The sequence below is a fragment of the Rhizobium sp. SVR5-2C genome (genome assembly GCF_056755115.1).
Window position 1 is genome coordinate 30,433 of the sequence record NZ_JBNDHT010000005.1, and the last position, 24,329, is coordinate 54,761.

Sequence of the window (24,329 nt, forward strand, 5' to 3'; positions counted from 1 at the left end):
GGCGGGCTTTCGGCCGCCGGGCGCTCCTCAACGAACCCGGCAACCGCGCGTAAGGCCGAGGAGAAGAAGCGACGTCAGGGCGCGCGTATTGTCACGCAGGGCAACGCGCCCCTGGACAATCGTATCGGAAATCTTTGCACCCGTGATCTTCATGACCGCGCTTATAGCCGCCGAACAATAAGCTGGCAACCCCCGCCTATTTTTTCGCCGCTTGCACCGCGCGGGACAATGCCAGCATCAGCCCGCCGGCGACCAGCCCCCAGAAAGCGCCGGAAATGCCGCCAAAGGAAACGCCGGACGCCGTTACAAGGAAGGTGATCGCCGCCGCCTCGCGCGATTCCGGCGCCTGGAAGGCCGCCATCGCCGAACCCGAGAAGGCGCCGACCAGCGCAAGACCCGCAACCGCCTGGATCAGGATCGGCGGCGCCAGCGCCACGAACGCCGTCACGACGCCGGCAAGCAGGCCCAGCACCACATAACCGGCGCCGGAGATCAGGGCAGCCCAATAGCGGCGCTTCGGATCCGGATGAGCGTCCTGCCCTGCGCACATTGCCGCGGTGATCGCCGCCAGATTGACAGCGTGGCCGCCGAAGGGCGCGGAAAGAACCGAGAAGAAACCGGTGACGGCAAAGAGCGGGCCAGGCATCGGATCATAATGATTGACCTTCAGCACCGCTATGCCCGGAATATTCTGCGAGGCCATGGTGACGATGAAGAGCGGCAGCGCGATCGAAACGAAGCCGGCAAGATTGAAGACCGGATGAACGATCTCGACGGTCGGCACCAGCGACCGTCCGAGCGAAGCAAGCGCGCCCTCCGGGATCTCGACGCCGAATGTCAACACGAGCACGAAAGCGACGAGCGCGGCGGGGACAGCCCAGAGCCGCTTGAATGCACCCACGACGATCCATGTCAGAACGATGGGAAGCCCGAGCAGCGGGTTGAAGCCGATGGCCTTTACCGGCGCAAAGCACAACCCGAGCAGCACCCCGGCAAGCATGGCATTGGCGAGTGCCGCCGGAATTGCGGCGACCGCCCGCCCCAGCGGCTTGAAGAGGCCGGCGATGACGATCAGCACCGCGCAGATCAGGAAGGCACCGACGGCTGCATTGAACCCACCCTCGATCGCCCCGGTACTGGCAAGAAGCGCTGCCCCCGGCGTCGACCACGCTATGCTGACCGGGAGCTTGGTCACGGCGCTCAAAAGGATCGCGCATGCCCCCATCGAAATCGACAGCGCCATGAGACCTGAAGCTGCCTGGGCCTCCGTCGCACCCACCGCTTGCAATCCATGCAGCACGACGGCGAACGAACTGGCAAAACCGACGAAGGCGGTGAGCACGCCCATGAACAGGGCCTGGACGGAAAAGTCTTTAAGCATGACGAGACTCGTGGCTGCAGGGATGGGGCCATGGAGCATTATCGGCAGGAGTCGCGCAAGTGTAGTTCCCTGGTATTCGGTCGCGCATCGTGGCTCGCCCGCAGGCTGCCCCCTCCTGAGCGACATCTCTTCGGCGAAGGTGTATGTTCGGATCGTTCAGCTTGGCGACATTTTGGAGGGCACATGACGAAAGATGCTCAAGGGAACGAAGCGCTTTTCGTGAAGGCCGCGACGCTTGCGGCGCGCTTTCGCGATGAGGCCGGCACTCGCCTGCAGCGGCCGTCCTTCGACTACGCCACTGCTGTCACGGCCTTTGCAGAGCCATTGCCGGAGCAACCGATGGCAATGGACGGTGTGCTCGACCAGCTCGCTCTGAAGGCAGAGCCCGGATTGCACAGCATGACCGGCCCGCGTTTCTTCGGCTGGTCATCGGTGGTTCGCATCCGATGGGTGTCGCCGCCGACTTCCTGACCAGCGCATGGGGACAGAATGCCGGCAACCACGCAGCCTCGCCGGCAAGTGCGGCGGCAGAAACGACAGCCGCACAATGGCTGCTCGAGCTTCTCGGCCTACCGCGTCAAAGTTCGGTCGGCTTTGTCACCGGCGCGACGGTCGCGAACTTTACATGTCTTGCCGCAGCGCGCGGCGCGGTCCTGCATGCCGCCAAATGGGACGTTGAGGCAAACGGCCTTTTTGGAGCTCCGCCGATATCCGTGCTGATCGGCGACGATGCGCATACGACGGTCTTTTCCGCGCTGCAGTTCCTGGGACTCGGCCGTGACCGCGTCCTGCGCGTCGCAACGGACAATCAGGGTAAAATCCTTCCGCAAGCCTTCTCTGAAGCAATCTCCTCCGTCGATGGTCCCTGCATTGCGATTCTGCAGGCAGGGCAGATCAACACCGGCGCCTGCGACGGCTTCGCCGAACTGATCGAGCTTGCCCGGAGCAAGCAGGCGTGGGTGCATGTCGATGGTGCCTTCGGCTTGTGGGCTCAGGCATCGCCGAACAAACGGCACCTTACCGCCAGCGTTGATGGGGCGGACAGCTGGGCGGTTGACGGCCACAAATGGCTGCAGGCGCCCTATGATTGCGGTTATGCCATCGTCCGCGACGAGTTGGCTCACCGCCGCGCGATGACCATCGCCGCAAGCTATCTACCTCTCACGAATGACGGCGAGCGTGACCCGTCTCACTACGTGCCGGAACTGTCACGCCGAGCGCGCGGCTTCGCGACCTGGGCCCTGATCAAGCATTTCGGCCGCGACGGTATCCGCGCACTCGTTGACCAGGCCTGCGAGTCTGCCGCCCTTCTGGCCGGCCGCCTGTCGCAGGAGCCAGGGATTGCCCTTCTCAACGAGGTCGTTCTCAACCAACTCATCGTTCGCTTTGGCGACGAGGAGCATGGCGACAGCCTTACTCAAGCGGCGATCAAGACCCTTCAGCGGGATGGAACCGCATTCTGCGGCGGAGCATTATGGCGAGGACAGCAGGTCATGCGGATTTCTGTCACCAACTACCAAACCGATCTGACGGAAGCAGCAAGAGCTGCCGACGCCATCATCGACGCTTATCGCAGCGCGCGCCGCCAGCTCCAACTTTGAATAGGCCGCGCACAAAAAGCGCCCTCGCCTGCGATGAGCAAGCAAGGGCGCTTCTGAAGGCTCGGATCAGATTTCGCTCTACGACGTGATGATCGGGGAAACCAGAAAAACCGGCAGGCCTCAGTTTCCGTGATAGGCCCTCACGAGCCCCGAAGCGTCATGAAGCTCCGCATTCAACGGCTCGCCGGCCCTTGTGATCTCCTGCGTCGTTCCATCGGCGAATGTCAGCGTTACCGACCCGATCATGGATTTGAGCGTAATCCTGTCGGTCTCGTTGCCCTCGAAAGAAATGATGGTATCGCCATTCTCGTAGGTGACGCGCATCTTATCCGCCGACAGGCCTTCGCCGAACTGGATCTGGCCGCCGACGAACATGCGGACCGTATCCTTGCCGTCGCCGGCGGAGAACTGCATGGTGGCATCCGGACCCAACCTGATGTCATCATCGCCCTTTCCGCCGATCGCGACGCTGTCTGAATGCACCGCAATGACGTCATTGCCCTCGCCGCCATCGACGCGACTGTCCGACCAGGCACTGATAACGTCATCACCGGCTCCGCCGTAGACGTCGGTTTCGGACCATGCCGCGATATCGTCGTCGCCGGCTCCGCCGTCCACGTAGCTGCCAGACCAGACGTCGATCATGTCATTGCCAGCGCCGCCCAAAACACGACTGTCCGACCATGCCTTGATGCTGTCGTCACCGTCGCCGCCATCGACGTCGCCTTCGCTCCAGACGTCGATCTGGTCGTCGCCCGCGCCGCCGAGCACCTTGCTCTCAGACCAGGCTCGGATGGAGTCGCCACCGTCTCCGCCGTCGACGCTGCTGTGCTCCCAAACGTCAATCGTGTCGTTACCGCCTCCGGCATCGACCGCGCTGTTCGCACCGCCGCTCAACGTGTCGTCCCCGCCGCCGCCGAGCAAGATGCGGATTGCCATCGCCTGCCAGCGCGCCGCGGCATCCCTGAGGGTCGAGGCGCCCACAACGTCCGCAGGAACCTTATCTTTTTCAGAAGTATGCTCCTGCTTTTCGGCTCCCTGGGAGGAGGCCTGTTCGGCGTCGATCTTCGGTGGAGAGGGCGGCCGCACCGCAAATTGGTATGGATCACGTCGCGTCGAAATTCCGTCTGCACTGGTCATGCAACCCCCTTTTCGGCCCCCGGCCTGGTTGATTGCCGCGCTTGCTCCGCCGGTCATCCGGCACGGACTGAAAATCAAAAAATGAAAAAGAAACTGAACGGCGCGGCATTAACTATCGAATGAACAACTTACAGGCGCAACGATACGGCGCCCACCCTGCGCCAAACTTGCATCGAAGTTGCATCGATAGAAATTGCACGCGAGAAGACCAGCGTGGACGCGTATTCTCCCGCCAATAAAAACGCCCCTGTCTGCGGTAGCAAACAGGGGCGTTGCTTTCAATGAAAGCTTGCGATCAGATTTCGCTCTGCGATGTGATGATACGGGAAACCAAGCCGTAACCCTTGGCTTCGTCCGCCGACAGCCAGTAATCGCGGTCGGTGTCGGCGGCGATCTTTTCATAGGGCTGGCCGGTTGCCGCTGCCATGATCTTGTTCAGGCGCTCGTTCATCTTGATGATTTCGCGAGCCTGGATCTCGATGTCGGACGCCATGCCGCGCGTGCCGCCGGACGGCTGGTGCAACAGGAAGCGCGTGTTCGGCAGGCAAAGGCGGCGTTCCCTTGGCGCGGCGACATAAATCAATGCGCCCGCAGAAGCGACCCAGCCCGTGCCGATCATCCAGACCTTCGGCTTGATGAACTTGACCATATCGTGGATCGAATCGCCGGATTCCACGTGACCGCCCGGCGAACTGACATAGATACGGATATCATCGTCGCTGGCTGCGGCGAGCGCCACGAGCTGCGAGCAGACCTTTTGCGCCAGTTCCTGATTGATCGGTCCGTAGATGAAGATCGAACGCGACTTGAAAAGATTCGCCTCCGTTTCCTTGCCGAGCGGCAGTTCCTTCGTCTTTTCGTCCTGTTCTTCTTCTTCGTACATTCGAACCTCTCTTACGTCCAATTCGGTTCCTCGCACATAGTGCGACTCAATGGGTAAAACAATGCAGGAAAAAGACAAGGTCCGGATCGGGTGAAGATATTCTTATGACAAACCCGCGATATCCTCGCATTCTATCACGGGGGCCGATCGGAGGAAAACATGACATCCGAATTGCTACGCGCCGCCGTCCGCAACAATGCTCTTTGGTGCAATGCCATCTGCGCGGCACGGGGCTCACCCGGCGAGTTTTCCGCTACACTCTGGCTCCACCGCCAGGGCACGCCACCCTTTTATCCGGACGTCGTCACGCTCACCGGCAGCGACACGGCGAGCGAGCAGGAAGAAGCGATCGCCGTGCTCGTCCGCTCGCGAAAGGGTGAATGGAGCGTCAAGGACAGCTACGCCGCGCTTGACCTTGCACCCCTTGGGTTCGAGGTTCTGTTCGAGGCCGAATGGATAGGGATTGGGGCGGATCAGATCCCCGTTGCCCAGGAACAACCTTTGACTTGGAAACGGATCGCCACGGCGCACGAGTTGCAGGATTGGGAGAGAGCCTGGGGCGCCGGCGCGGCATCGCCGACGCCGCACATCTTCCTCGAAGCGCTGCTCAGCGAGCCGGATATCGTCTTCCTCGCAGCCTTCGAAAGCGACGCGCTTTGCGGCGGTGGCATTCTCAACCGCCACGCGGACGTGGTCGGCCATTCGAACATCTTTGCCTTCAAGAAAAGAGAGAAAACCATCCGGGCCGGCTTGCTGCAAAAAGCGTTCGAAATCTTTCCTGGTCTCCCGATCGTCGGCTACGAACACGGCGATGATCTGGACGACGCATTGGAACTCGGCTTTGCGTTGCTCGGCCCTCTGCGTGTCTGGGCCCGGTCGTAGGCACCTTACTGAAATGTAACGGGACTTCGGCTTTGAAAAGCCCGAATCCGTTCCTACCTCATCCTCACGGTCACGTCCGCACGAACACAAAGGAGACAACCATGTCACCGGAAGAACGCCAATTGCTTACGGGCCTGTTCGATAGGGTCCGCACCGCCGCCGCGACGCCGCGGGACCGCGAAGCCGAGACCCTCGTTGATCAGCAAGTGCGCGAGCAACCTTATGCGCCATACTACCTGGCGCAGGCCGTCATCGTTCAGGAAAAGGGTCTCGAGGCGGCCGCCAAGCACATCAAGGAACTCGAAGAGCGTGTCCGCCAGCTCGAGGCCGGGGAAAGCCAGCATCACCAAGCCGAACAGGGCGGCGGCTTCCTAAGCTCGATCTTCGGTACCGGCCAGGCGCAACCGCCGGCGCAGACCGCGGGACCCTGGGGGAACGCCCCCCGCCAGGCCTATGCGGATCGCGGCTATGACGAAAACGCCCGTCCGATGCAGCCGCCGCCGAGCGGCCCATGGAACCCGCAACCCGGCGCGCCTTCGGCGGGCGGCAGCTTCCTTCGCGGCGCTCTCGGCACCGCGGCCGGCGTGGCGGGCGGCATGCTGCTTGCCAATTCGCTGAGCGGCATCTTCGGCAACCACATGTCGTCGCTCGGCTGGGGCTCGCCTTTTTCCGGCAGCAATCCCCTTGGCAACGCCAGTGCCCCCGCGGAGGAAACCACCATCAATAACTACTACGGCGACCAGAATCCGCAGGCTACCGACGACAACAACGACAGCGATATCCGGCAGGCTGACTACAACAACGACGGAAACAATGACGACGACTTCGCCGACGATCAGTCCGGCGACGACAGTTACGACGTCTAAGTCTTAGCGCTGCGCATCGCTGCCGGGCGTTCGATGCCGTTTTGTACGAACTCGCCCCATTGTATCTAGCTCCCTGGGGCGCGCGCCCGGAACACCGAGATATTCATCGGTCGAGCGGCGCCCATTTTGATCTGCGACGGTTACAACAAACCTGGCACCATGAACACCGAGTGAGTAGCGCGCAGTTAACTCTTGGAACGCGTGGGCGCTCAGCCCATGCCGCAGACAGAGCCCATCCAATGCTTGTGCATAGAGGGTGATCGCTTTAGCCAAACTGGCCGAAGCGGGAGCGCCACAAGACGTTCCAGCAATAAAATCCACAAGGATGTAACCTTCGCAACTATCCGCCGCTTCGCCAAAGACATCTACCTCGTAGAGACCAATCATAAGGCCGACGCCACTCGCGAGCGAGTCGGCGATATTATGGCCGATGGATTTCAACTGAGCGAATTTCATTCATACAGCATAGCCGCCGATGGCAAGTAAGCAAGTCGCCAGCAGGCCAGCGCCGAGCGCAAACTCACCCACGCCCGCGGTAGGTCGGAACACCCTGGTCGGGCAGCCACACACCTTCCGGCGGCTTGCCCGTCTGCCAGAAGACGTCGATCGGAATGCCGCCGCGCGGATACCAGTAAGCACCGATCCGGAGCCACTTCGGATCGAGCAGTTCGACGAGACGCTTGGCGATATAGATCGAGCAATCTTCGTGGAAGGCGCCGTGGTTGCGGAAGGAATGCAGGAAGAGCTTCAGCGACTTCGACTCGACCAGCCATTCGTTCGGAATGTAGTCGATGACGATATGGGCGAAATCCGGCTGCCCGGTCATCGGGCATAGGGAGGTGAACTCCGGCGCAGTAAAGCGCACCACGTACTCGGTGCCGGGATGGTTCGACGGCACCTTTTCCAGCACCGCCTCTTCCGGCGACTTGGCTGTTTCGGTTTGCGTGCCCAGCATCGAAAGGCTGGAAACATCGGTCTTCGGCATTTAGGCGTCCCTTACGACTTTGACGCGGATTCCATGGGCCCTTTCGCCCTCGGGCTCGACGTGGATGGCAATGCTGGCGCCCGGATGCACCGCGCGGATGGCATCTTCAAGGCGATCGCAGATATCATGTGCCTGCCTTACCGGCATTGCAGCCGGAACCACAAGATGAAAATCAACGAAGGTGACAGATCCTGCCCGGCGGGTCTTCAGGTCGTGAACGCCGATCGATCCCGCCGCATGCGTGGCGATCGCCTGCTTGATTGCCTCTTCCTCCTCTGGCTCCACCGCCTGATCCATCAGACCGCCGATCGAATGCGAGATCACCTTCCAGCCCTGATAGATAATGTTGATGGCGACCAGGATCGCAAGCACCGGGTCGAAGATCGCATATCCGGTCGCAATCACCAGAAGCAGGCCAATGAGCACGCCGACGGAGGTTACCACATCCGACATGATATGCTGGCCGTCGGCAACAAGGGCCGCCGACCGATATTTCCGGCCCGTGCGGATGAGCAAACGAGCCCATACGGCATTGATCACGCCGGCTCCGAAATTGATCGCAAGACCGAGCACCGGCGCATCGAGCATGCGCGGCGCGGCCAGATGACCGATCGCTTCGTTGACGATCATCAGCGCCGCGACGACAATGAGCGCGCCTTCGGTGACCGCCGAAAGATATTCGGCCTTGTGGTGCCCGAACGGATGGTCGTGATCCGCCGGCTTCTGCGCATAGCGGATGACGAAGTAGGCAATGCAGGCAGCAACGACATTGACGGTCGATTCAAGCCCGTCGGACAGCAGCGCGACCGACCCCGTCACCCACCAGGCCACCATCTTCAGGCCCATGACGCCGAGTGACAGCGGAATGCCCCAAAAGGCCAGCCGCTGTACCGTGAGATTGCCTTGTCCGTCCATCTCGATCCCTCTGCGGATGCGAATGAATTGCAGCACTTAGCCCATTCAAACGCAAAACCGCCCGCGCGAGAATCGCGCAGGCGGCCAATGCCGGTGATATGGGGAAGGATCGGTGTTTTGTCAAAGGTCAATGCTTGCAAACTTAGACTGGCAATTTATATAACACGTTATATAAATGCGCATGCAAATGGAGCGGACTGTGATCGAAGACATCGTGCGAGCATCCGGATTCCTCACTCTCGGCAGCCGGCTGCGCCGCATCGGCGAGCGCCTGCAAGCCGATACGCAGCAGATCATCGAAGAAGCGGGTCTCGGCATCCAGGCGGGGCAATACCCTTTCCTAGCAGCGATCGACCGGGCTGGGCCGCTGACGGTCGGCGAACTCGCCCAGTCGGTCGGCATCACCCAGCCGGGCGCGACGCGGACCGTCAGCCAACTCCTCGAACTCGGTTTCGTCGACATGCAGCCTGCCCCGGACGATCAGCGCCGCAGGCTGGTGTCGCTGACGGCGAAGGGTCAAGGGCTCGTCGACTATTCGAAGACTGAAGTCTGGCCGCGCATCGCAGCCGCCGTCACCGATCTCTGCGGCGCCCTTGAAGGACCGATCCTGGATCAGTTGGCCGCAATCGAAGATGGGCTGGCGGAAGCGCCTCTCGCGCGCCGTGCGCCCGAGGGGAGGAAATGACACATATTCTCGATCGTCCGATCTGGAGCGCGCTGGAGACGGCGCATGCCGGCCTTGCCGAAGGGAGCCCGCTCGCAAGGCGCTATCCGCCCACGATCGTACCCTTTGCCGCGTCAGCGGACGCAAGCCCTGAAAGCCTCGAGGCGCTGACGAAGCTTCCGAAACCGGACGATGCCATGGCGCTCGTGGAAGCCGGACCGATCGCAATTCCTGACAGCCTCGACATCATTCTGGAAGCCACGCTTGTGCAGATGGTCGCAAAGGCGCCGCATGAACCGGTCTCCGACCCTCGCATCGCTCCGCTTACCGAAGCCGATGCCGAGGAGATGCTCGCGCTCGCCATGCTAACGAAGCCCGGACCCTTCACATCAGGTGCACAGAGGCTCGGCACCTTCTGGGGCATCAAAAGCGATGGTCGCTTGATCGCCATGGCGGGCCAGCGGCTGCGGCAGACGGGTTTCACCGAGCTCAGCGGTCTCTGTACCCATCCTGATTTCCAAGGGGGCGGCCTCGGCACCCTGCTCTTTCGCTTCGTCGCCGGCCATATCGCCTCGACCGGCGCGACGGCTTATCTGCACGCCTATGCGACGAATACTGGCGCCATTGGGCTCTACCGGAAGCTTGGCTTCGAACTGCGTTCGGAGATGAACCTCAGGATCGTCAAGCGCCAGGACTAGCCCGCATCCGACGCTCAGGCCATTAGTCTACCGCGTCCGATACGTTGCCGCCGGCGACACCGACGCTCTGCGGCCAGCGGATGAGCGCCGCCTCGCCTGAGGGCGTCAAGGCGTAGACGCCCTTGTCCTGCCGCTCGAACCAGCCATAGACGTTGCCGAGCAGGATCTTCCCGGCATCCGGCGCCAGCGCCTTCATATCGCGCGGCCTGACCAACCCCTGCTGGAGGGCAGCGGCGCAGATCAGCGCCCGCTGGCGGTAGGCGGTCATCACAGGCGCACGCGTGCTGCCGCCGACGGCAGGATCGCCGCGGCGCCGCTGATGTTCCCTGACGAGACGCGAACGGCGCTTCGGATTGGTGCGAGGCATCGGCGAAACGGAGCTGACGATGACACTGACCTCACCGGCATCGGAGACGCCGAGCATGCCGATCCCCAGCCGACGGCAGAGATCGCGATAGCGCTTGTCCGCCTCGCGCCCGCGTCCTTTGGCGGAAACGCGCGCAGCGATCCACACTTCGTCGCTCATCGCCGCCCGATCGACCGCCTGCAGGACAAGCTCGAGATTGAAGCTGAGCTTCAGCTCGCAGACCACGACGACAGGCGGCTCTCCCTCGCTCAGGCCAACGAGATCGCATCCGCCGATCTCACCCTTGACGACATAGCCCGCCGCTTCGAGAAAGCCTTTGGCCGGTAGATAGAGCGACGTTTCCATCGGTTATGCAGGGTTGAGATCGGCAATTTCGCCATGCCGGACCAGCAGCCGCGGCGACGACATATCGCCGGACTCCTCATCGACGATGACAGCATAGGCAGCGACACCGACGAAGCGCGAGGCCATGGCGTTCGCAATCTTCTCCGCACTCACGGCGTTCGATGCCTGGCGCATCTCGCCCGGCACCAGATTGCCCCGGGTCTTGCGGTAGGGAAGGACGATAAACTTCTCAGCATTGGCCACGACGACATTCCTTATTCATCGTTCCTGAAATGTTCTGATTTGGGACGGGAAGTCAACCGGTTAGGCGGCGGATTGCTGGAAATTGCGAGGAAGAGCAAGTAGCCCCCCTCATCCGGCTGCCGCCACCTTCTCCCCGCTGGGGAGAAGGGAACACGAGGCGGCGCGGCATATCTCTTCTCCCCTGGGGGAGAAGGTGGCGGCAGCCGGATGAGGGGGCTCCGGGTGTGGGACTTCAAGAGCGGGAAGGCCCCGCCCCTCGCCTCAAGCCGCCTTCGTCTTCACCTTGCGCGCCAGATGCGCCACGACGTTCTCGATCATCCGCATGCCGGCATCACCGCCGAGCGTCATGATCGATTCCGGGTGGAACTGCACCGCCGCGACCGGCTCCTTGGTGTGCTCGATGCCCATGATCGTGCCGTCTTCGCTTTCCGCCGTGATCATAAACTCACGCGGCAGCGTCGAGGGATCGGCAAAGATCGAGTGATAGCGTCCGACGGTGACTTCCTTGGCGAGGCCGGAGAAGACGATGCCGGGCTCGAGCACGCGGATGCGCGAGGGCTTGCCGTGCATCGGCACCGCCAGATGGCGCAGTTCCCCGCCATAGGCTTCGGCCAGAGCCTGAAGGCCCAGGCAGACGCCGAAGATCGGCAGGTTGCGCGCCCGCGCCTTCTTGATCGTCGCCTTGCAGTCGAAATCCTTCGGATTGCCCGGCCCCGGCGACAGCACGACGAGATCGGGGTTCAATCGGTCGAAAATCTCGTCCGGAACGGGGGTGCGCACGGTCGAGACCGTCGCGCCCGTCTGGCGAAAGTAGTTGGCGAGCGTATGAACGAAACTGTCTTCGTGGTCGATCAACAGGATGTTGACACCCTTGCCGACGGCAGCGACGTCGCGGCTCACCTTGCCGGCGTTGCCGGCCCTGGCATCGCGGATGGCGGAAAGCATGGCGGAGGCCTTCAGTTCGGTTTCTGCTTCTTCTTCATGCGGATCGGAATCGTTGAGCAGGGTCGCCCCTGCCCTGACTTCGGCGATCCCGTCCTTGATACGCACGGTGCGCAGCGTCAGCCCGGTGTTCATGTCGCCGTTGAAGCCGACCATGCCGATCGCCCCGCCATACCATGCGCGCGGGCTCTTCTCATGGCTTTCAATGAAGCGCATCGCCCAGAGCTTCGGCGCGCCGGTGACGGTGACAGCCCATGCGTGGCTGAGGAAGCCATCGAAGGCATCCATGTCGTCACGAAGCCGTCCCTCGATATGATCGACCGTGTGGATCAGCCGCGAATACATCTCGATCTGCCGACGGCCGATCACCTTGACCGACCCCGGCTCGCAGACGCGGCTCTTGTCGTTGCGATCAACGTCCGAGCACATGGTCAGTTCGGATTCGTCTTTCTTTGAATTCAGGAGCTTGAGGATCTGCTCGCTGTCGGCGATCGGGTCGTCGCCGCGCTTGATCGTGCCTGATATCGGGCAGGTCTCGATGCGGCGGCCGGAGACGCGCACGAACATTTCCGGCGAGGCGCCAACGAGGTACTCCTGATTTCCGAGATTGATGAAGAAGGAATAGGGCGACGGATTGATTGCCTTCAGCCGCTTGGAAATGTCGGAAGGCTTACTGTCGCAGCGCTCCATGAACTTCTGTCCCGGCACGACCTCGAAGAGGTCGCCCTTGCGGAAGCTTTCCTTCGCCTTGACGACGAGCTCGGCATATTCGCCCGGACGGTGATCGCTTTTCGGCGGGATCGCGTCGGTCTGCTTGAATGGCTCCGACGCGATGTCGCCCTTCTTGCCCTCGGTCGTCACGCCGCCTTTCTCGAAATCGTAGCGATCGATCCAGGCCTTGGCGGAATAATTGTCCACCACCAGAATTTCGTCCGGCAGGTAAAGTACCATGTCGCGCTGGTCGGATGGACGCGTGAGCTTCAGGTTGATCGCGTCGAACTGGAAGGCGAGATCGTAGCCGAAGGCACCGTAAAGGCCGAGGCTGGCATCTGCCTGCGAATAGAAGAGATCGGTCACCGCGCGCAGAACGGTGAAGACCGTCGGCATCTTCGAGCGTTCCTCCTCGGTGAACACCCGGTCGGGCAGCTTCACTTTGAGATCGAGACGACGGGCGGTGGAGGCGCCAAGCTCAAGCTCGCGCACCGTCTTCAGCCGCTCCGTCACGAAGCCTAGCAGCACTTCGCCGCGCTCGTTGTAGGCCTCGATCCAGACATCGCGGCCGAACGAGGAAATGCCGAGCGGCGGATCGACGACGGCGGTATCCCACCGCGTGTAACGTCCCGGATACTCATAATTGGAGGAAAAGACCGCGCCGCGGCGTTCGTCGAGCTTGTCGACATAGGATAGCACGGCATCGGCATAGGGGATCGCCCGGCGCTGCCGCGTGACGGTGACGCCGCCCCGCGTCTCGTAGATTTCCGCTCCATCATCCCGAAGGATCGTTACCATTGTTCCACTCCGTTATCGGGGCCCGGACGACAGGCGGCCTGAAAACAAAAAAGCCGCCTGGCGTTTTCCGGGCGGCTCACTCGTCGTCTTTGGACACGATTGGTCGAGGCCGCCTCAGCGAGCCCACCACCATGCTGCAATGTTCAAGGACTTCTTCATGGGCGGAATTGTTAGCCTGAGATCCGGCCAAGCGCAAGGGGCCTAATTTCAAGAAAACACTGGGTGATTGCAACGAAATCCACCCTCCATGCGTTGCCCCCTTTCCGATGGCAACCACGGACGGTTGAAGGCGTGAAAAACCTGAACGCAATAGCAGCGGCAACCGCAGCGCTGTTTGCCCTGACCGGCGCAAGTCTCCCCGCAAAGGGTCCCGTTCCACAAGTCAAGCCACAGGTCGAAGGCGAGGCCGCGGCGCCTGGCGAGAGTGCGCCCGTTCCTGAACCAAGGCCACCCACCGCAAACGAGCCCAGCCCTGCGCCCGCGAAGCCATCTGCAGCTCAAGATGAAAAACAAGGGGAGGCAGCGAAGCCGGAGGGCAAAAAGCCGGAGAAGTTCGGTCCGCCGGCTCCCGGAACGCTTGAGGCCCAGAACCTCACCATCGAACCGGAAAGCGATGCCGATCATTCGCAATGCATGAAGGAACTGCAAGCGATCGGCGCCGTCTTCAAGGACATTCCCCGCATCGATGACGGCCACGGTTGCGGTATCGACAAGCCGATCACTCTTTCCGAGGCGCTTCCCGGCATCAAGGTGAAGCCCGAGGCGACGCTGCGTTGCCAGGCGGCTCTAGCGCTTGCGCGCTGGATGAAGGAAAGCGTCATTCCGGCGGCCGCCGTCGCCGCAAAGGAACAGGGCGAAATCACCACGATCAACCAGGCCTCTTCATATATCTGCCGCCTCCGCAACGGTGCGTTCGCCGGAAAGATCTCCGAACACGCGCGTGGCAACGCCATCGATATCGCAAGCTTCAGTTTCAAAAAGGGCGAGGACATCGCTGTGAAACCGCGCCGTGAAGACTCGACCCTCGCGGGCGCCTTCCAGCGCACGGTCAGCGCCTCCGGCTGTCTCTATTTTTCGACCGTGCTCGACCCGGAAAGCGACGCCGCGCATGAAACGCACTTCCACATGGACGTGCTGCAGCGAAAGGGAGGGTTTCGCTATTGCCACTAATACGCAAGCGATGGCAGCAGCTTGAAGCCGCAAGGTGAATCAGCGGATGAAGCCGCTGGTCTTTGTCTGGGCCGCCGACGAGCCTAGAACAGCCCCTCGACATACCCCTTATCGTTCAGGAATATCCGCTCGGCGGATGGCGATCTGGGTAGACCCGGCATCGTCATGATCTCACCGGTAATGACGACGACGAAACCGGCGCCCGCCGATAGCCGCACTTCCCGCACCGGCACGATGTGACCTTCCGGCGCGCCGCGAAGATTGGGGTCGGTCGAAAAGGAATATTGCGTCTTCGCCATGCAGACCGGCAGACTGCCGTAACCCTGCTCTTCCCAGGCGATGAGCTGGTCACGGATTGCCTTGTCCGCCGTCACCTCGCCGGCGTGATAGATCTTCGAGGCGATGATCTCGATCTTTTCGAACAGAGAGGCACTGTCGGCATAAAGCGGTTCGAACTTCGCCTGGCCGGATTCCGCCAGTTCCACCACCTTCTCGGCAAGCTCCTCGATACCGGCCGAGCCTTCCGCCCAATGGCGGCAGAGGATCGCTTCAGCGCCGTGGCGCGAGACATATTCCTTGACGGCGGCGATTTCCTTCTCCGTGTCCGAAACGAAATGGTTGATCGCGACCACCACGGGAACACCGAATTTCCGCACATTCGCGAGATGCCGCCCGAGGTTCGAACAGCCCTTCACCAGTGCGGCGACGTTTTCCGTCGCGAGGTCCTCCTTCTTGACGCCGCCGTTCATCTTCAGCGCGCGCACAGTGGCAACGATCACCGCGGCGTCGGGCTTCAATCCCGCCTTGCGGCACTTGATGTCGAAGAATTTCTCCGCACCGAGATCGGCTCCGAAACCCGCCTCGGTCACGACATAATCCCCCAGCTTCAACGCCGTTTTCGTCGCAATCACTGAGTTGCAGCCATGGGCGATGTTCGCGAACGGTCCGCCGTGAACGAAGGCCGGATTGTTCTCCAGCGTCTGGACGAGGTTCGGCTGCATTGCGTCTTTCAAAAGCACCGCCATGGCGCCATCCGCCTTCAGATCGCGCGCATAGACCGGCGTCTTGTCGCGCCGGTAGGCGACGATGATGTTACCAAGACGCCTTTCGAGATCCTCGAGATCGGTAGCGAGGCAGAGGATGGCCATCACCTCGGATGCGACGGTGATGTCAAAACCGTTCTGCCGCGGGAAACCGTTGGCAACGCCGCCGAGCGAAGAGACGATTTCGCGCAGCGCCCGGTCGTTCATGTCCATCACCCGCCGCCAGGTGACGCGGCGAAGGTCGATGTCCTGCTCGTTGCCCCAGTAGACATGATTGTCGATCAACGCGGCGAGCAGGTTGTGCGCCGACGTGATCGCATGAAAGTCACCGGTGAAATGGAGGTTGATATCTTCCATCGGGATGACCTGCGCATAGCCGCCGCCAGCCGCGCCACCCTTCACGCCGAAGCACGGCCCGAGCGACGCTTCGCGGATGCAGACGATGGCTTTCTTGCCGATGCGATTGAGACCGTCGCCGAGGCCGACCGTGGTCGTCGTCTTCCCCTCGCCTGCCGGCGTCGGGTTGATGGCAGTCACAAGGATCAGCTTGCCATCATCCTTCTGCGCCTGCGCCGCGATGAATTGCGCGCTGACCTTGGCCTTGTCGTGACCATAAGGGGCGAGATGCTCCGCCGGAATGCCGAGCGCCGCGCCGATCTCGAAAATCGGTTTCTTCTTCGCCGCACGAGCGATTTCGATGTCGGATTTCATGGCCACGCCGGTATCCCCCAGGGCTTTTATCTCTGCCGGAGCATGACCTTATCCGCAGAGCGGAAACAAGAGGCCAACGCTGGGCCAAAAGCGGCTAGCAGCGTTGAAGCACAGGAAAATTCCGGAAAGACAGTGCTCGTAGCGCTTGCCGCAGCAGGGAGGCACGCGCGATTAGCAAGAATACGTCGAAGAGCGGAATGAAAAGCCAGAGGAGACACTCCCCTCCCAGGGGAGTGTCTTCGCCTCAGCTTCAGCCGTCGCCCATGGCGATCAGGCTGGCGTTGCCGCCTGCTGCCGCCGTGTTCACGGAGATCACCTGCTCCTGCGCAAAGCGCTGCAGGTAGGCAGGACCGCCTGCCTTGAAGCCGGTGCCGGAAAGACCGGAGCCGCCGAACGGTTGGGTCCCGACAACCGCGCCGATCATGTTGCGGTTGACATAGACGTTGCCGGTATCGAGCGCGTCGGTGACGGTTCGGATCGTTGCCTCGATGCGGCTGTGGACGCCGAGCGTCAGGCCGTAGCCGGATGCCTGGATGTCCTCCAGCACCTTCGGCAAATCCTTCGCCTTCCACCTGACGATATGCAGAACGGGACCGAAAACCTCCTTTGTCAGCGCCGAAGACTTGTCGAGCTCGACGATATGCGGCGCAAAGAACGTGCCGCCCGCAGGCGCCTTGCCTGCGTAACGCACTTTCTGCGTCTTTTTCATATCCTCGATATGCGCTTCGAGCATCGCCTTCTGCTTGTCATCGATGATCGGGCCAACATCGGTCGTCTCGAGGCTCGGATCACCGAGCGCCAGCTCGCGGGCCGCACCCTCGATCATCTGCGTCATGTTCTCGGCGACGTCCTCCTGCAGGAAAAGCAGGCGCAGCGCCGAGCAGCGCTGGCCGGCCGAGCGGAAGGCGGAGAGGATGACGTCGTCGGCCACCTGCTCCGAAAGCGCGGTCGCATCGACGATCATAGCGTTGAGCCCGCCTGTTTCCGCGATCAGCGGTACGATCGGCCCGTCCTTGGCAGCAAGCGCCCGGTTGATTGCCCAGGCCGTCTTGGTCGAGCCGGTGAAGGCTACGCCGCCGAGCGCCGGATGCGCGGTGATCGCGGAGCCGACCTCCGGGCCGCCCGGAACGAACAGAAGCGCATCCTGCGGGATGCCCGCCTGGTGAAAGAGCTTGACCGCCTCATAGGCGATCAGCGGCGTCTGCGGCGCAGGCTTGGCGATGACAGTATTGCCGGCAACGAGCGCCGCCGAGACCTGGCCGAGGAAGATGGCAAGCGGGAAGTTCCACGGCGAGATGCAGGCGAAGACGCCACGGCCCCGCCAAAGATAGCGATTGTCCTCGCCGGTCGGTCCCGGCATTTTCGCGACCGCGCCGAACTGGCGGCGGGCCTCGGCCGCATAATAGCGGCAGAAGTCGACCGCCTCACGGACTTCGGCGACGCCGTCATCGAGCGTCTTGCCGGCTTCGGCGGCAAGCAGCGTCAGCAGCCGATCGCGGTTTTGTTCCAAAAGGTCCGCCATCCGCTCCAGTGCCGCGGCGCGAGCTTCGACCGGCGTGCGCGACCAGCTCTTGAACGCCTTGGCGGCAACGGCAAAGGCCTTGTCCACATCGGCCGCCGTCGCATTCCGCACCGAGCCGACCTTTTGCGAATGATCGGACGGCGAGATCACCGGCGTCTCCGTCCCTGCCGGGGACACGCCGGGGATGAGCGGCGCTGCCGAGATCGCAGCGGCTTCCTTGCCAAGATTGCTCATCAGCTTCTCCAAAGTCTCGCGATGGCCGAACTCAGGGCCTGAGCTGTTCTTCCGCTTGCCATATATGCCGAGCGGCATCGGGATCTTGCTGTTGCGCGTGCTGGCGCCGGTCTCAAGCTGCAGCTTCGCGGCCGGACGCTCGAGCAGCGCCTGGATCGGCGTATTCTTGTCGCCGGCCATGGCCACAAAGGAAGAGTTTGCGCCGTTTTCCAGAAGACGGCGGACGAGATAGGCAAGCAGATCGCGATAGCCGCCGACCGGCGCATAAATGCGGCAGGCGATGCGGTCGTTGCTGTCCAGAAGATGATTGTAAAGCGTCTCGCCCATGCCGTGCAGGCGCTGGAATTCGAATCCGGTGCGGTCCTCGCCGGCGAGCTCCAGGATGGTCGAAACGGTGAGCGCGTTATGCGTTGCGAATTGCGGGAAGATGCGGGCGCGCTTGTCGAGCATCTGCTTGGCGCAGGCGAGATAGGAAAGGTCCGTCGCCTGCTTGCGCGTCCATACAGGATAGTCTTCGAGGCCGCGTTCCTGCGCGCGCTTGATTTCCGTATCCCAATAGGCGCCCTTGACGAGACGAACCATCATGCGGCGGCCAAGCTTGGCGCAGAGCGCATCGATATAGTCGATCACCGCCGTGGCGCGCTTCTGATAAGCCTGGATCGCGAGGCCGAAACCATCCCAGCCGTCGAGCGAGGGATCGCTGAATACGGCAGCGATCACGTCGAGCGAAAGCTCCAGGCGGTCGGCCTCCTCTGCGTCGACGGTGAAATTCAACTGATGCGCCTTGGCCATCTGCGCGAGCTTCAGAAGATCCGGCACCAGCTCCTTCATCACGCGATCGCGGTGCGTCGCAAGATAGCGCGGGTGCAGCGCCGAGAGCTTGACGGAGATGCCCATGCGGTCCGGCAGTTCCTTGGACTTGGCGTTCTTCGCCATCCAGGTACCGATCGCCTCGATGGCCTTCGCATAGGATTGCCAATATCGCTTGGCATCTTCCGCCGTGCGCGCGCCCTCGCCCAGCATGTCGAAGGAATGGCGATAGCCCTTCTCCTCGCTCTTTGCAGCGCGGTTTAGCGCGTCTTTGATCGTCTCGCCCAGTACGAAATGATGACCGAGGAAACGCATCGCCTGCTTCGTCGCATTGCGAACCGTGGGCAGGCCGAGGCGCTTGACGAGACCGCGCACGACCCCTTCCGGTGTATCGCCGGGGCGCAGGATACGGGCGGAAACGCCCAGCGCCCAGGCGGAGGCCGAAACGAACCAGCTGTCGGCCTTGCCCTCGTGTTCGCTCCAGCCGCCTTCCTTCAGCTTGTCCTCGATCAGCTTGTCTTGCGTCAGTGCATCGGGAACCCGCAGCAGCGCTTCGGCGAGAACCATGAGTGCCAGACCCTCGCGCGTCGAAAGGCCGTATTCGCGGAGGAAATCCTCGACGCCGCCCATCGAGCCGGCATTGTTGCGGATCGCCTTGATCATGTCGCTGGCGCGCTTGTCGATCGCCTTGTCTTCGGCGGCGCTGAACTGCAGCCTTTCGCTGAAGGCGTGCAGAAAGCGGTCATCGTCACCGGCAAATGGAGCGTTGAACAGGGAATTCTCCGTGGCAATCTGCAAATTCATGAGGGGTTCTCCGTGATATCCGCAACATAGCTGTTCATTCGCAGGGTTTTTCACTAAATAGATGGGTCAGCAAATTTTATTCAGCTACCGACCAGTCGAAAGGCGGTGAAAAATGAAAGAACTCGATCGCCTCGACCGCAAGATTCTTCGCGCTCTGCAGAAGGAAGGCCGCCTTTCGAACACCGAACTTGCCGATCGCGTAAGCCTCTCGCCTACCGCGACGGCCGAACGCGTCAAGCGTCTCACCCGTGACGGCTATATTACCGGCTACATGGCCGTCCTGTCGCCGGAAAAACTCGGCCGCACCCTTCTGGTCTTCGTTCAGGTGAAATTGGACCGCACGACGCCCGATGTCTTCGACGCCTTCGCAGCCGCCGTGAAACGCTCGGACGATGTCATGGAGTGCCATATGGTCGCCGGCGGCTTCGATTATCTCGTCAAGGCACGCGTCGCGGGCATGGAGGCCTACCGCCAGTTTCTTTCGGAAGTGATTCTGCCGCTCCCCGGCGTCCGGGAAACGCATACTTATGCGGTCATGGAAGAAGTAAAATCCGCAGGGCTGCTACCTGTATAATCTTAAAAACAACCTATACGTGTAATACTGTGATTAATTCTTAACACTTCGAATTAATCAGAGCTTATTAGATCAATTCAGGCTAGTATGTATAGCAATTAACGTATTTGATAGCGGTAACATGAAGGCAAGGCAGGGCGCATTATGTCTTACATGACTACCTCTGAAAGGCAGTCGGTTTTATCAGCGGAATTGGCCGCTGTGCGAACGCGTGCGCTTTTTAACCAAGCCTTGCACAGGATTGCCGGCGCATTCGGTTTTTCGCACTGCACACTGATGAATTCTCCCTCGGCCGAGGACCTTTTTTTAAAACCGCTGATTATAGAAACATCTTTACCGGGCGCGTACCTTAGAGACTTCGATCATGGTCACATGCTGCGCGCCTGCTCTTTTGCGGCGAAGGTGCGGGAATCCGCCGTCCCGCAGGTTTGGCATCTCTCTGATCCCGTAGTCACTCAGTCGTTTCCGCCCGAACTGCGCGCCCTGATGCTCCGGCACAAAATGACTGCGGGCATCATGTTCCCGTTGAATGCGGCAGATGGCAAGCGGCTGGTCTTCTGGCTGTCCGGCGAGCGGACATCGTTCAGCCAGAGCGAGATCAATGAACTGGCGATGATCGCACTCCACGCGCTCGATGCCTACAACGTCGTCAAGCGCAACGAAGATTACGCTCACGTCGCCCTTTCGACACGCGAACTCGAAGTTGTTCGCTGGACCGCCCAGGGGAAGACGTCGGTTGAAATCGGCCAGATCCTCGCGCTCTCTGACCATACCGTAAACGCCTACATGACGAATGCCATCAAGAAGCTTGATTGCGTGAACCGCACCCAACTGGTCGCAAAGGCCATCCGGTCGAAGCTCATCGACTGAGAAGGCGCAAGCAGCGGGAGACGCAGGCGTCACCTGCGAATGCCCAGAAGCACCTCCATCCGCATTGTCAGCGATCGAGAACCGAACGGATTTCCACGAGGTTCGACCGCACCCGCAGGATATAAAAGCCCATTGTCGCCAAATGGCTCGGCATGATCCAGCCGTCCTCTCTGCCATTGGAAATGATCGCCGGCTGAATGCGCAACGCCGCCTGGAACTGCTTCATCGTGGCGGCCCAGATCGCGCCGAGATTGCGTTCCGCCACGACTTGCGAAAAATCCGCCTGCGCCGCCGAAAGGATAGCGTAATAGGCATAGAGCTGCCCGTAGGCGAACCAGAAGCGATCATCGGCACGCGTATCGAACCAGCCGCGATTATGGTTCTCCGAGCGCTCCGCGAGGAGGTCGGACGTCCCGCCGATATCGTTGGCAATGCGGTCGATGAATTGGATGAGGTTGTCCGCGCGGCCGTCGAAAACTGCATTGCAGCTGGCAAGATCGGTATTGAATTTCCGCAGGCTCTGGACGGCCGAGCGGTAATAGCTCGGAGTCGGCGTCTTCGGTCCGAACGGATTGAAACCAAAATACCAGCTGTATTCGTCGAACTGCAGGTTGCCGCGGGCGCTCTGCAGATCGTTGTTGATACCGGAGGTGCCCCGCACGCGGCCCAGCGCATCGACGAGTTCGGCCGACGTCCGGCGCACGGCCTGATTCACGCCACGCTGGAAAGACGCCTTGTTGTCGAGAAACGGCGTGTGATCCCAGTCGACGCCGAAAAAGCCAAGCCGGTAGAGCAGCATGGAAGAAATCCATGCATTCTGATTGACGTTAAAGTCGGTAAGATCGGCCGTGACATCGACGATAGCGGAGCGCTGGCAGGTTTTAGCTCCGGTCGCAGGCGCGCCGTCGGCAACCGGCAGTTCCTGTCCGGCCGGAACCTTCCGCTCGGAAAGACGGTATTGATTGACGAAGGACGGATCGAAATTCGTCCAAACCTGGGTCTGCCAGATGAAATAGCCGTAAAGGGCGACCAGCAGCGCCACGAGCGCGATGATGGGGATCCGGATCATCCATGTCCGACGCTGGTACCAGCCGTGCGCCGCAAGAAAAGGCCAGAACGCCCAAGCGGCAAGAAGGCTGAACCAGCGGGCGATCGTGCGGCCGATAAGCCTGAAGAAACCGGCGATCCGATCGAGCATGCCCCTCTCCCAAAAATCTGGCGAACGTCAGAAAGTCCTGCATTCACATATGTGTTTGCCCGTTCGAGCACAACATGAAGGAGAAATTTTTAGGGCCACCACGTCGCCGGCGAGATCGGATCATGTTCGACCCGCCACGTCCAATGGCCTCGCTGCTGCATAAGTTCATGGAACAAGATTTCCTCTGCAGTCACCAGGGACGCAGGAAACGCAATCTTGGCCAAGAGGACTTCCGGGTCAGATCGATAATCGGCGCCTGGGCCGAATCGTCACTTTCGGCAAAGGCCGCAAACTTCTTGCTGAATGCCGCATCCGCCGCCGACTTGCGCAGTCCGATATCCTCGGGAACGAGCATGCCTTTTTCGAACAGAGCAATCGGCCCGGCGATATGCGGAAACAGCTCTTGCGTTATTTTAGCTTTCGATCCGGGAACATTCGTGTCGACTTGCGCGCGGTAGACGATCAGCCGCTCTTCAGTATCGATCGACAGCTTGCGGACCAATGCATTGCAAAGGCCGATCTGGCTGTTCAATGTGTCAGCAAAGGCCTGGAACATCGTAATGAAACGCTGGCGGCGCTGGCTCTCGTCGCGCATTTTCCGCTCTTCTTCAGAGATCCTGTCAGCCTCTGCTTTGAGCGAGTGCCGCTCCTCCTCCATCCGCTCCCATTCGGCCCTGCCGCCGTAAACGCCGATGCGTCCCTGCGTCGTCAGCGCCTTCGCGTTCAGGTCCTTCATGCGCAACCGCGCGACATCGATCTCGTCGACAAGACGCCGGCGCTGCTCGACGATACTGGTAAGGGCGTCCTCCGTTGCCTTCTGGCAGGTAACGGCAAATTCACGGTGGCTGCGGGCCAATCCGGACGCGGCATTGGATTTAGACAGCAGATCGAGAAGCCGTTCGATGACAGGCGCTTCGCGCACACGCTGACTGTGCAGGCGCCACATGCGTTGCCGGGAAAACCGGCCCATCAGCCTCTCGCGCGAGGTCAGGCCGCGAAAGCTGTCGAGGTCCGCGAAGACATCGGCGGCCATCCGGTCGAGGCCAGCCACGATTTCGCCGAGCCCTGCGTCGAACTTCGCCTGAGTTGCGGCAAAAGCCTGAAACCGGCTCTGCTGCTCGGGAAACGCCTCTTCGCCCGATGGCGCTCCGTTGCGCGCGAAGTCTTCGACGAAGGCTGCGCATGCGGCCGCGTCAGCGTGCAGCGCCGAGGCAAGCGCATCGGCTGCTTCAAGTTGATTGTCGAACGAGGATGCTTTGCGCACCAATCTCTCCAGAGAATCTCCGCTGTCAGTCTAGCGGCTCGCCCGCCGAACTCAAACGGCCTCGGCAAGCCATTCGCCGTTCATTTCGTCATCCCAATGCCGGCGGCAGAGCGATACGTATTTCTCATTGCCGCCGACGTCGATCTGCGCGCCTTCCCGAACAACTTTTCCCTCGGCGTCGAGCCGCACGACCATCGTCGCTTTACGGCCGCAATGGCAGATGGTGCGCACCTCGCGCATCTCGTCCGAGATCGCAAGCAGTTCTTCGGAAGCCGGAAACAGCTTGCCTTGGAAGTCTGTTCGAAGCCCGTAGACCATCACCGGGATATTCAGCCGATCGACCACGCGGGCGAGTTGCCAGACATGCTCGCGCGTCATGAAATTCGCTTCGTCGACGAAGATGCAGGCGATCGGCTCGCCTTCGCTGCTCAGTCGCTTGATGAGGGCGAAGAGATCGGTATGTCCTTCGAAAGGAATGGCGCTCGCTTCCAGGCCGATACGCGAGCCGATGATGCCCTTACCGGTACGCTCGTCGAAGGCGGCGATCAGCAGAACGGTACGCATGCCGCGTTCCTGATAATTATAGGAGGCCTGCAGCAGCATCGTCGACTTGCCGGCGTTCATGGTCGAGTAGTTGAAATAGAGTTTTGCCATCGTTTTCTCCGAGCCTTGCTTCTTGAGTGCTCGAATCGCCAAAGGAAAGACGGC

The 24,329-nt window shown here is 61.2% G+C and carries 21 protein-coding genes and 1 pseudogene; 8 read left to right on the forward strand and 14 right to left on the reverse strand.

The window, feature by feature from the left end; all coding sequences use genetic code 11:
• Positions 1 to 196 precede the first annotated feature (196 nt).
• Positions 197 to 1,381: a benzoate/H(+) symporter BenE family transporter gene (locus ACPYOI_RS02510; protein ID WP_481419128.1), complete on the reverse strand. Its 1,185-nt coding sequence runs from the start codon at positions 1,379 to 1,381 to the stop codon at positions 197 to 199.
• A gap of 183 nt (positions 1,382 to 1,564) precedes the next feature.
• On the opposite strand from ACPYOI_RS02510, the pseudogene ACPYOI_RS02515 reads away from it, so the two are divergent.
• A pseudogene (locus tag ACPYOI_RS02515) lies at positions 1,565 to 2,982 on the forward strand (pyridoxal phosphate-dependent decarboxylase family protein).
• Positions 2,983 to 3,102: 120 nt separating this feature from the next.
• Here ACPYOI_RS02515 and ACPYOI_RS02520 read toward each other — a convergent pair.
• Both ACPYOI_RS02520 and ACPYOI_RS02525 read right to left on the reverse strand, forming a co-directional pair.
• On the reverse strand, positions 3,103 to 4,122 hold the full coding sequence (locus ACPYOI_RS02520; protein ID WP_481419126.1) for a hypothetical protein: 1,020 nt from the start codon (positions 4,120 to 4,122) through the stop codon (positions 3,103 to 3,105).
• A 295-nt stretch (positions 4,123 to 4,417) separates the two neighbouring features.
• Positions 4,418 to 5,005, reverse strand: coding sequence for an ATP-dependent Clp protease proteolytic subunit (locus tag ACPYOI_RS02525; RefSeq protein ID WP_168830452.1), 588 nt, complete (start codon positions 5,003 to 5,005; stop codon positions 4,418 to 4,420).
• Between the two features lie 159 nt (positions 5,006 to 5,164).
• On the opposite strand from ACPYOI_RS02525, the gene ACPYOI_RS02530 reads away from it, so the two are divergent.
• Positions 5,165 to 5,887: a hypothetical protein gene (locus tag ACPYOI_RS02530; RefSeq protein WP_481419125.1), complete on the forward strand. Its 723-nt coding sequence runs from the start codon at positions 5,165 to 5,167 to the stop codon at positions 5,885 to 5,887.
• A 101-nt stretch (positions 5,888 to 5,988) separates the two neighbouring features.
• Positions 5,989 to 6,753, forward strand: a complete 765-nt coding sequence (locus tag ACPYOI_RS02535) for a DUF2076 domain-containing protein (protein WP_481419124.1) — start codon at positions 5,989 to 5,991, stop codon at positions 6,751 to 6,753.
• Positions 6,754 to 6,756: 3 nt separating this feature from the next.
• Here the strand turns inward: ACPYOI_RS02535 and ACPYOI_RS02540 are convergent, their stop codons facing one another.
• The 3 genes from ACPYOI_RS02540 to emfA form a co-directional block, all read right to left on the reverse strand.
• Positions 6,757 to 7,209 carry a hypothetical protein gene (locus ACPYOI_RS02540; protein ID WP_481419123.1) on the reverse strand — a complete coding sequence of 151 codons (453 nt, stop codon included), beginning with the start codon at positions 7,207 to 7,209 and terminating at the stop codon, positions 6,757 to 6,759.
• Positions 7,210 to 7,273: 64 nt separating this feature from the next.
• Positions 7,274 to 7,738 carry a preQ(1) synthase gene (gene queF / locus ACPYOI_RS02545; RefSeq protein ID WP_168830449.1) on the reverse strand — a complete coding sequence of 155 codons (465 nt, stop codon included), beginning with the start codon at positions 7,736 to 7,738 and terminating at the stop codon, positions 7,274 to 7,276.
• Positions 7,739 to 8,653, reverse strand: coding sequence for a CDF family cation efflux transporter EmfA (emfA, locus tag ACPYOI_RS02550; protein ID WP_481419130.1), 915 nt, complete (start codon positions 8,651 to 8,653; stop codon positions 7,739 to 7,741).
• A gap of 199 nt (positions 8,654 to 8,852) precedes the next feature.
• On the opposite strand from emfA, the gene ACPYOI_RS02555 reads away from it, so the two are divergent.
• The gene (locus ACPYOI_RS02555) at positions 8,853 to 9,338 is read left to right on the forward strand and encodes a MarR family winged helix-turn-helix transcriptional regulator (protein WP_481419122.1); all 486 of its coding nucleotides are present in this window, start codon (positions 8,853 to 8,855) and stop codon (positions 9,336 to 9,338) included.
• Positions 9,335 to 10,015 carry a GNAT family N-acetyltransferase gene (locus tag ACPYOI_RS02560; RefSeq protein WP_481419121.1) on the forward strand — a complete coding sequence of 227 codons (681 nt, stop codon included), beginning with the start codon at positions 9,335 to 9,337 and terminating at the stop codon, positions 10,013 to 10,015. Before ACPYOI_RS02555 ends, ACPYOI_RS02560 begins: the two co-directional genes overlap by 4 nt.
• A gap of 22 nt (positions 10,016 to 10,037) precedes the next feature.
• On the opposite strand, the gene ACPYOI_RS02565 is transcribed toward ACPYOI_RS02560, so the two are convergent.
• The 3 genes from ACPYOI_RS02565 to ACPYOI_RS02575 form a co-directional block, all read right to left on the reverse strand.
• Positions 10,038 to 10,727 carry a DUF2161 domain-containing phosphodiesterase gene (locus ACPYOI_RS02565; protein ID WP_481419120.1) on the reverse strand — a complete coding sequence of 230 codons (690 nt, stop codon included), beginning with the start codon at positions 10,725 to 10,727 and terminating at the stop codon, positions 10,038 to 10,040.
• A gap of 3 nt (positions 10,728 to 10,730) precedes the next feature.
• On the reverse strand, positions 10,731 to 10,970 hold the full coding sequence (locus tag ACPYOI_RS02570) for a hypothetical protein (protein WP_481419119.1): 240 nt from the start codon (positions 10,968 to 10,970) through the stop codon (positions 10,731 to 10,733).
• Between the two features lie 261 nt (positions 10,971 to 11,231).
• Complete coding sequence (locus tag ACPYOI_RS02575; protein ID WP_481419118.1) at positions 11,232 to 13,421, reverse strand: anthranilate synthase; 2,190 nt, start codon at positions 13,419 to 13,421, stop codon at positions 11,232 to 11,234.
• A 291-nt stretch (positions 13,422 to 13,712) separates the two neighbouring features.
• Here ACPYOI_RS02575 and ACPYOI_RS02580 point away from each other — a divergent pair, with 291 nt between their 5' ends.
• Complete coding sequence (locus ACPYOI_RS02580) at positions 13,713 to 14,591, forward strand: extensin-like domain-containing protein (protein ID WP_481419117.1); 879 nt, start codon at positions 13,713 to 13,715, stop codon at positions 14,589 to 14,591.
• An 83-nt stretch (positions 14,592 to 14,674) separates the two neighbouring features.
• Here ACPYOI_RS02580 and ACPYOI_RS02585 read toward each other — a convergent pair whose 3' ends face one another.
• Together ACPYOI_RS02585 and putA are read right to left on the reverse strand one after the other, a co-directional pair.
• Positions 14,675 to 16,345: a formate--tetrahydrofolate ligase gene (locus tag ACPYOI_RS02585; protein ID WP_481419129.1), complete on the reverse strand. Its 1,671-nt coding sequence runs from the start codon at positions 16,343 to 16,345 to the stop codon at positions 14,675 to 14,677.
• Positions 16,346 to 16,595: 250 nt separating this feature from the next.
• A complete protein-coding gene (gene putA / locus ACPYOI_RS02590) occupies positions 16,596 to 19,715 on the reverse strand; it encodes a bifunctional proline dehydrogenase/L-glutamate gamma-semialdehyde dehydrogenase PutA (RefSeq protein ID WP_481422512.1) in 3,120 nt (1,039 codons plus the stop codon).
• A gap of 112 nt (positions 19,716 to 19,827) precedes the next feature.
• Between putA and ACPYOI_RS02595 the strand changes: the two genes are divergently transcribed.
• Together ACPYOI_RS02595 and ACPYOI_RS02600 are read left to right on the forward strand one after the other, a co-directional pair.
• Positions 19,828 to 20,289, forward strand: a complete 462-nt coding sequence (locus ACPYOI_RS02595) for an Lrp/AsnC ligand binding domain-containing protein (RefSeq protein ID WP_481419115.1) — start codon at positions 19,828 to 19,830, stop codon at positions 20,287 to 20,289.
• Positions 20,290 to 20,433: 144 nt separating this feature from the next.
• Positions 20,434 to 21,159 carry a helix-turn-helix transcriptional regulator gene (locus tag ACPYOI_RS02600; RefSeq protein WP_481419114.1) on the forward strand — a complete coding sequence of 242 codons (726 nt, stop codon included), beginning with the start codon at positions 20,434 to 20,436 and terminating at the stop codon, positions 21,157 to 21,159.
• A gap of 67 nt (positions 21,160 to 21,226) precedes the next feature.
• Here the strand turns inward: ACPYOI_RS02600 and ACPYOI_RS02605 are convergent, their stop codons facing one another.
• From ACPYOI_RS02605 to ACPYOI_RS02615, 3 genes are all read right to left on the reverse strand, one after another.
• Complete coding sequence (locus tag ACPYOI_RS02605) at positions 21,227 to 22,357, reverse strand: DUF2333 family protein (RefSeq protein ID WP_481419113.1); 1,131 nt, start codon at positions 22,355 to 22,357, stop codon at positions 21,227 to 21,229.
• Between the two features lie 190 nt (positions 22,358 to 22,547).
• The gene (locus ACPYOI_RS02610) at positions 22,548 to 23,621 is read right to left on the reverse strand and encodes a hypothetical protein (protein WP_481419112.1); all 1,074 of its coding nucleotides are present in this window, start codon (positions 23,619 to 23,621) and stop codon (positions 22,548 to 22,550) included.
• A gap of 51 nt (positions 23,622 to 23,672) precedes the next feature.
• Entirely contained in the window at positions 23,673 to 24,275 is a 603-nt protein-coding gene (locus tag ACPYOI_RS02615) for a thymidine kinase (protein WP_481419111.1), read from the reverse strand.
• Between the last annotated feature and the right edge of the window lie 54 nt (positions 24,276 to 24,329).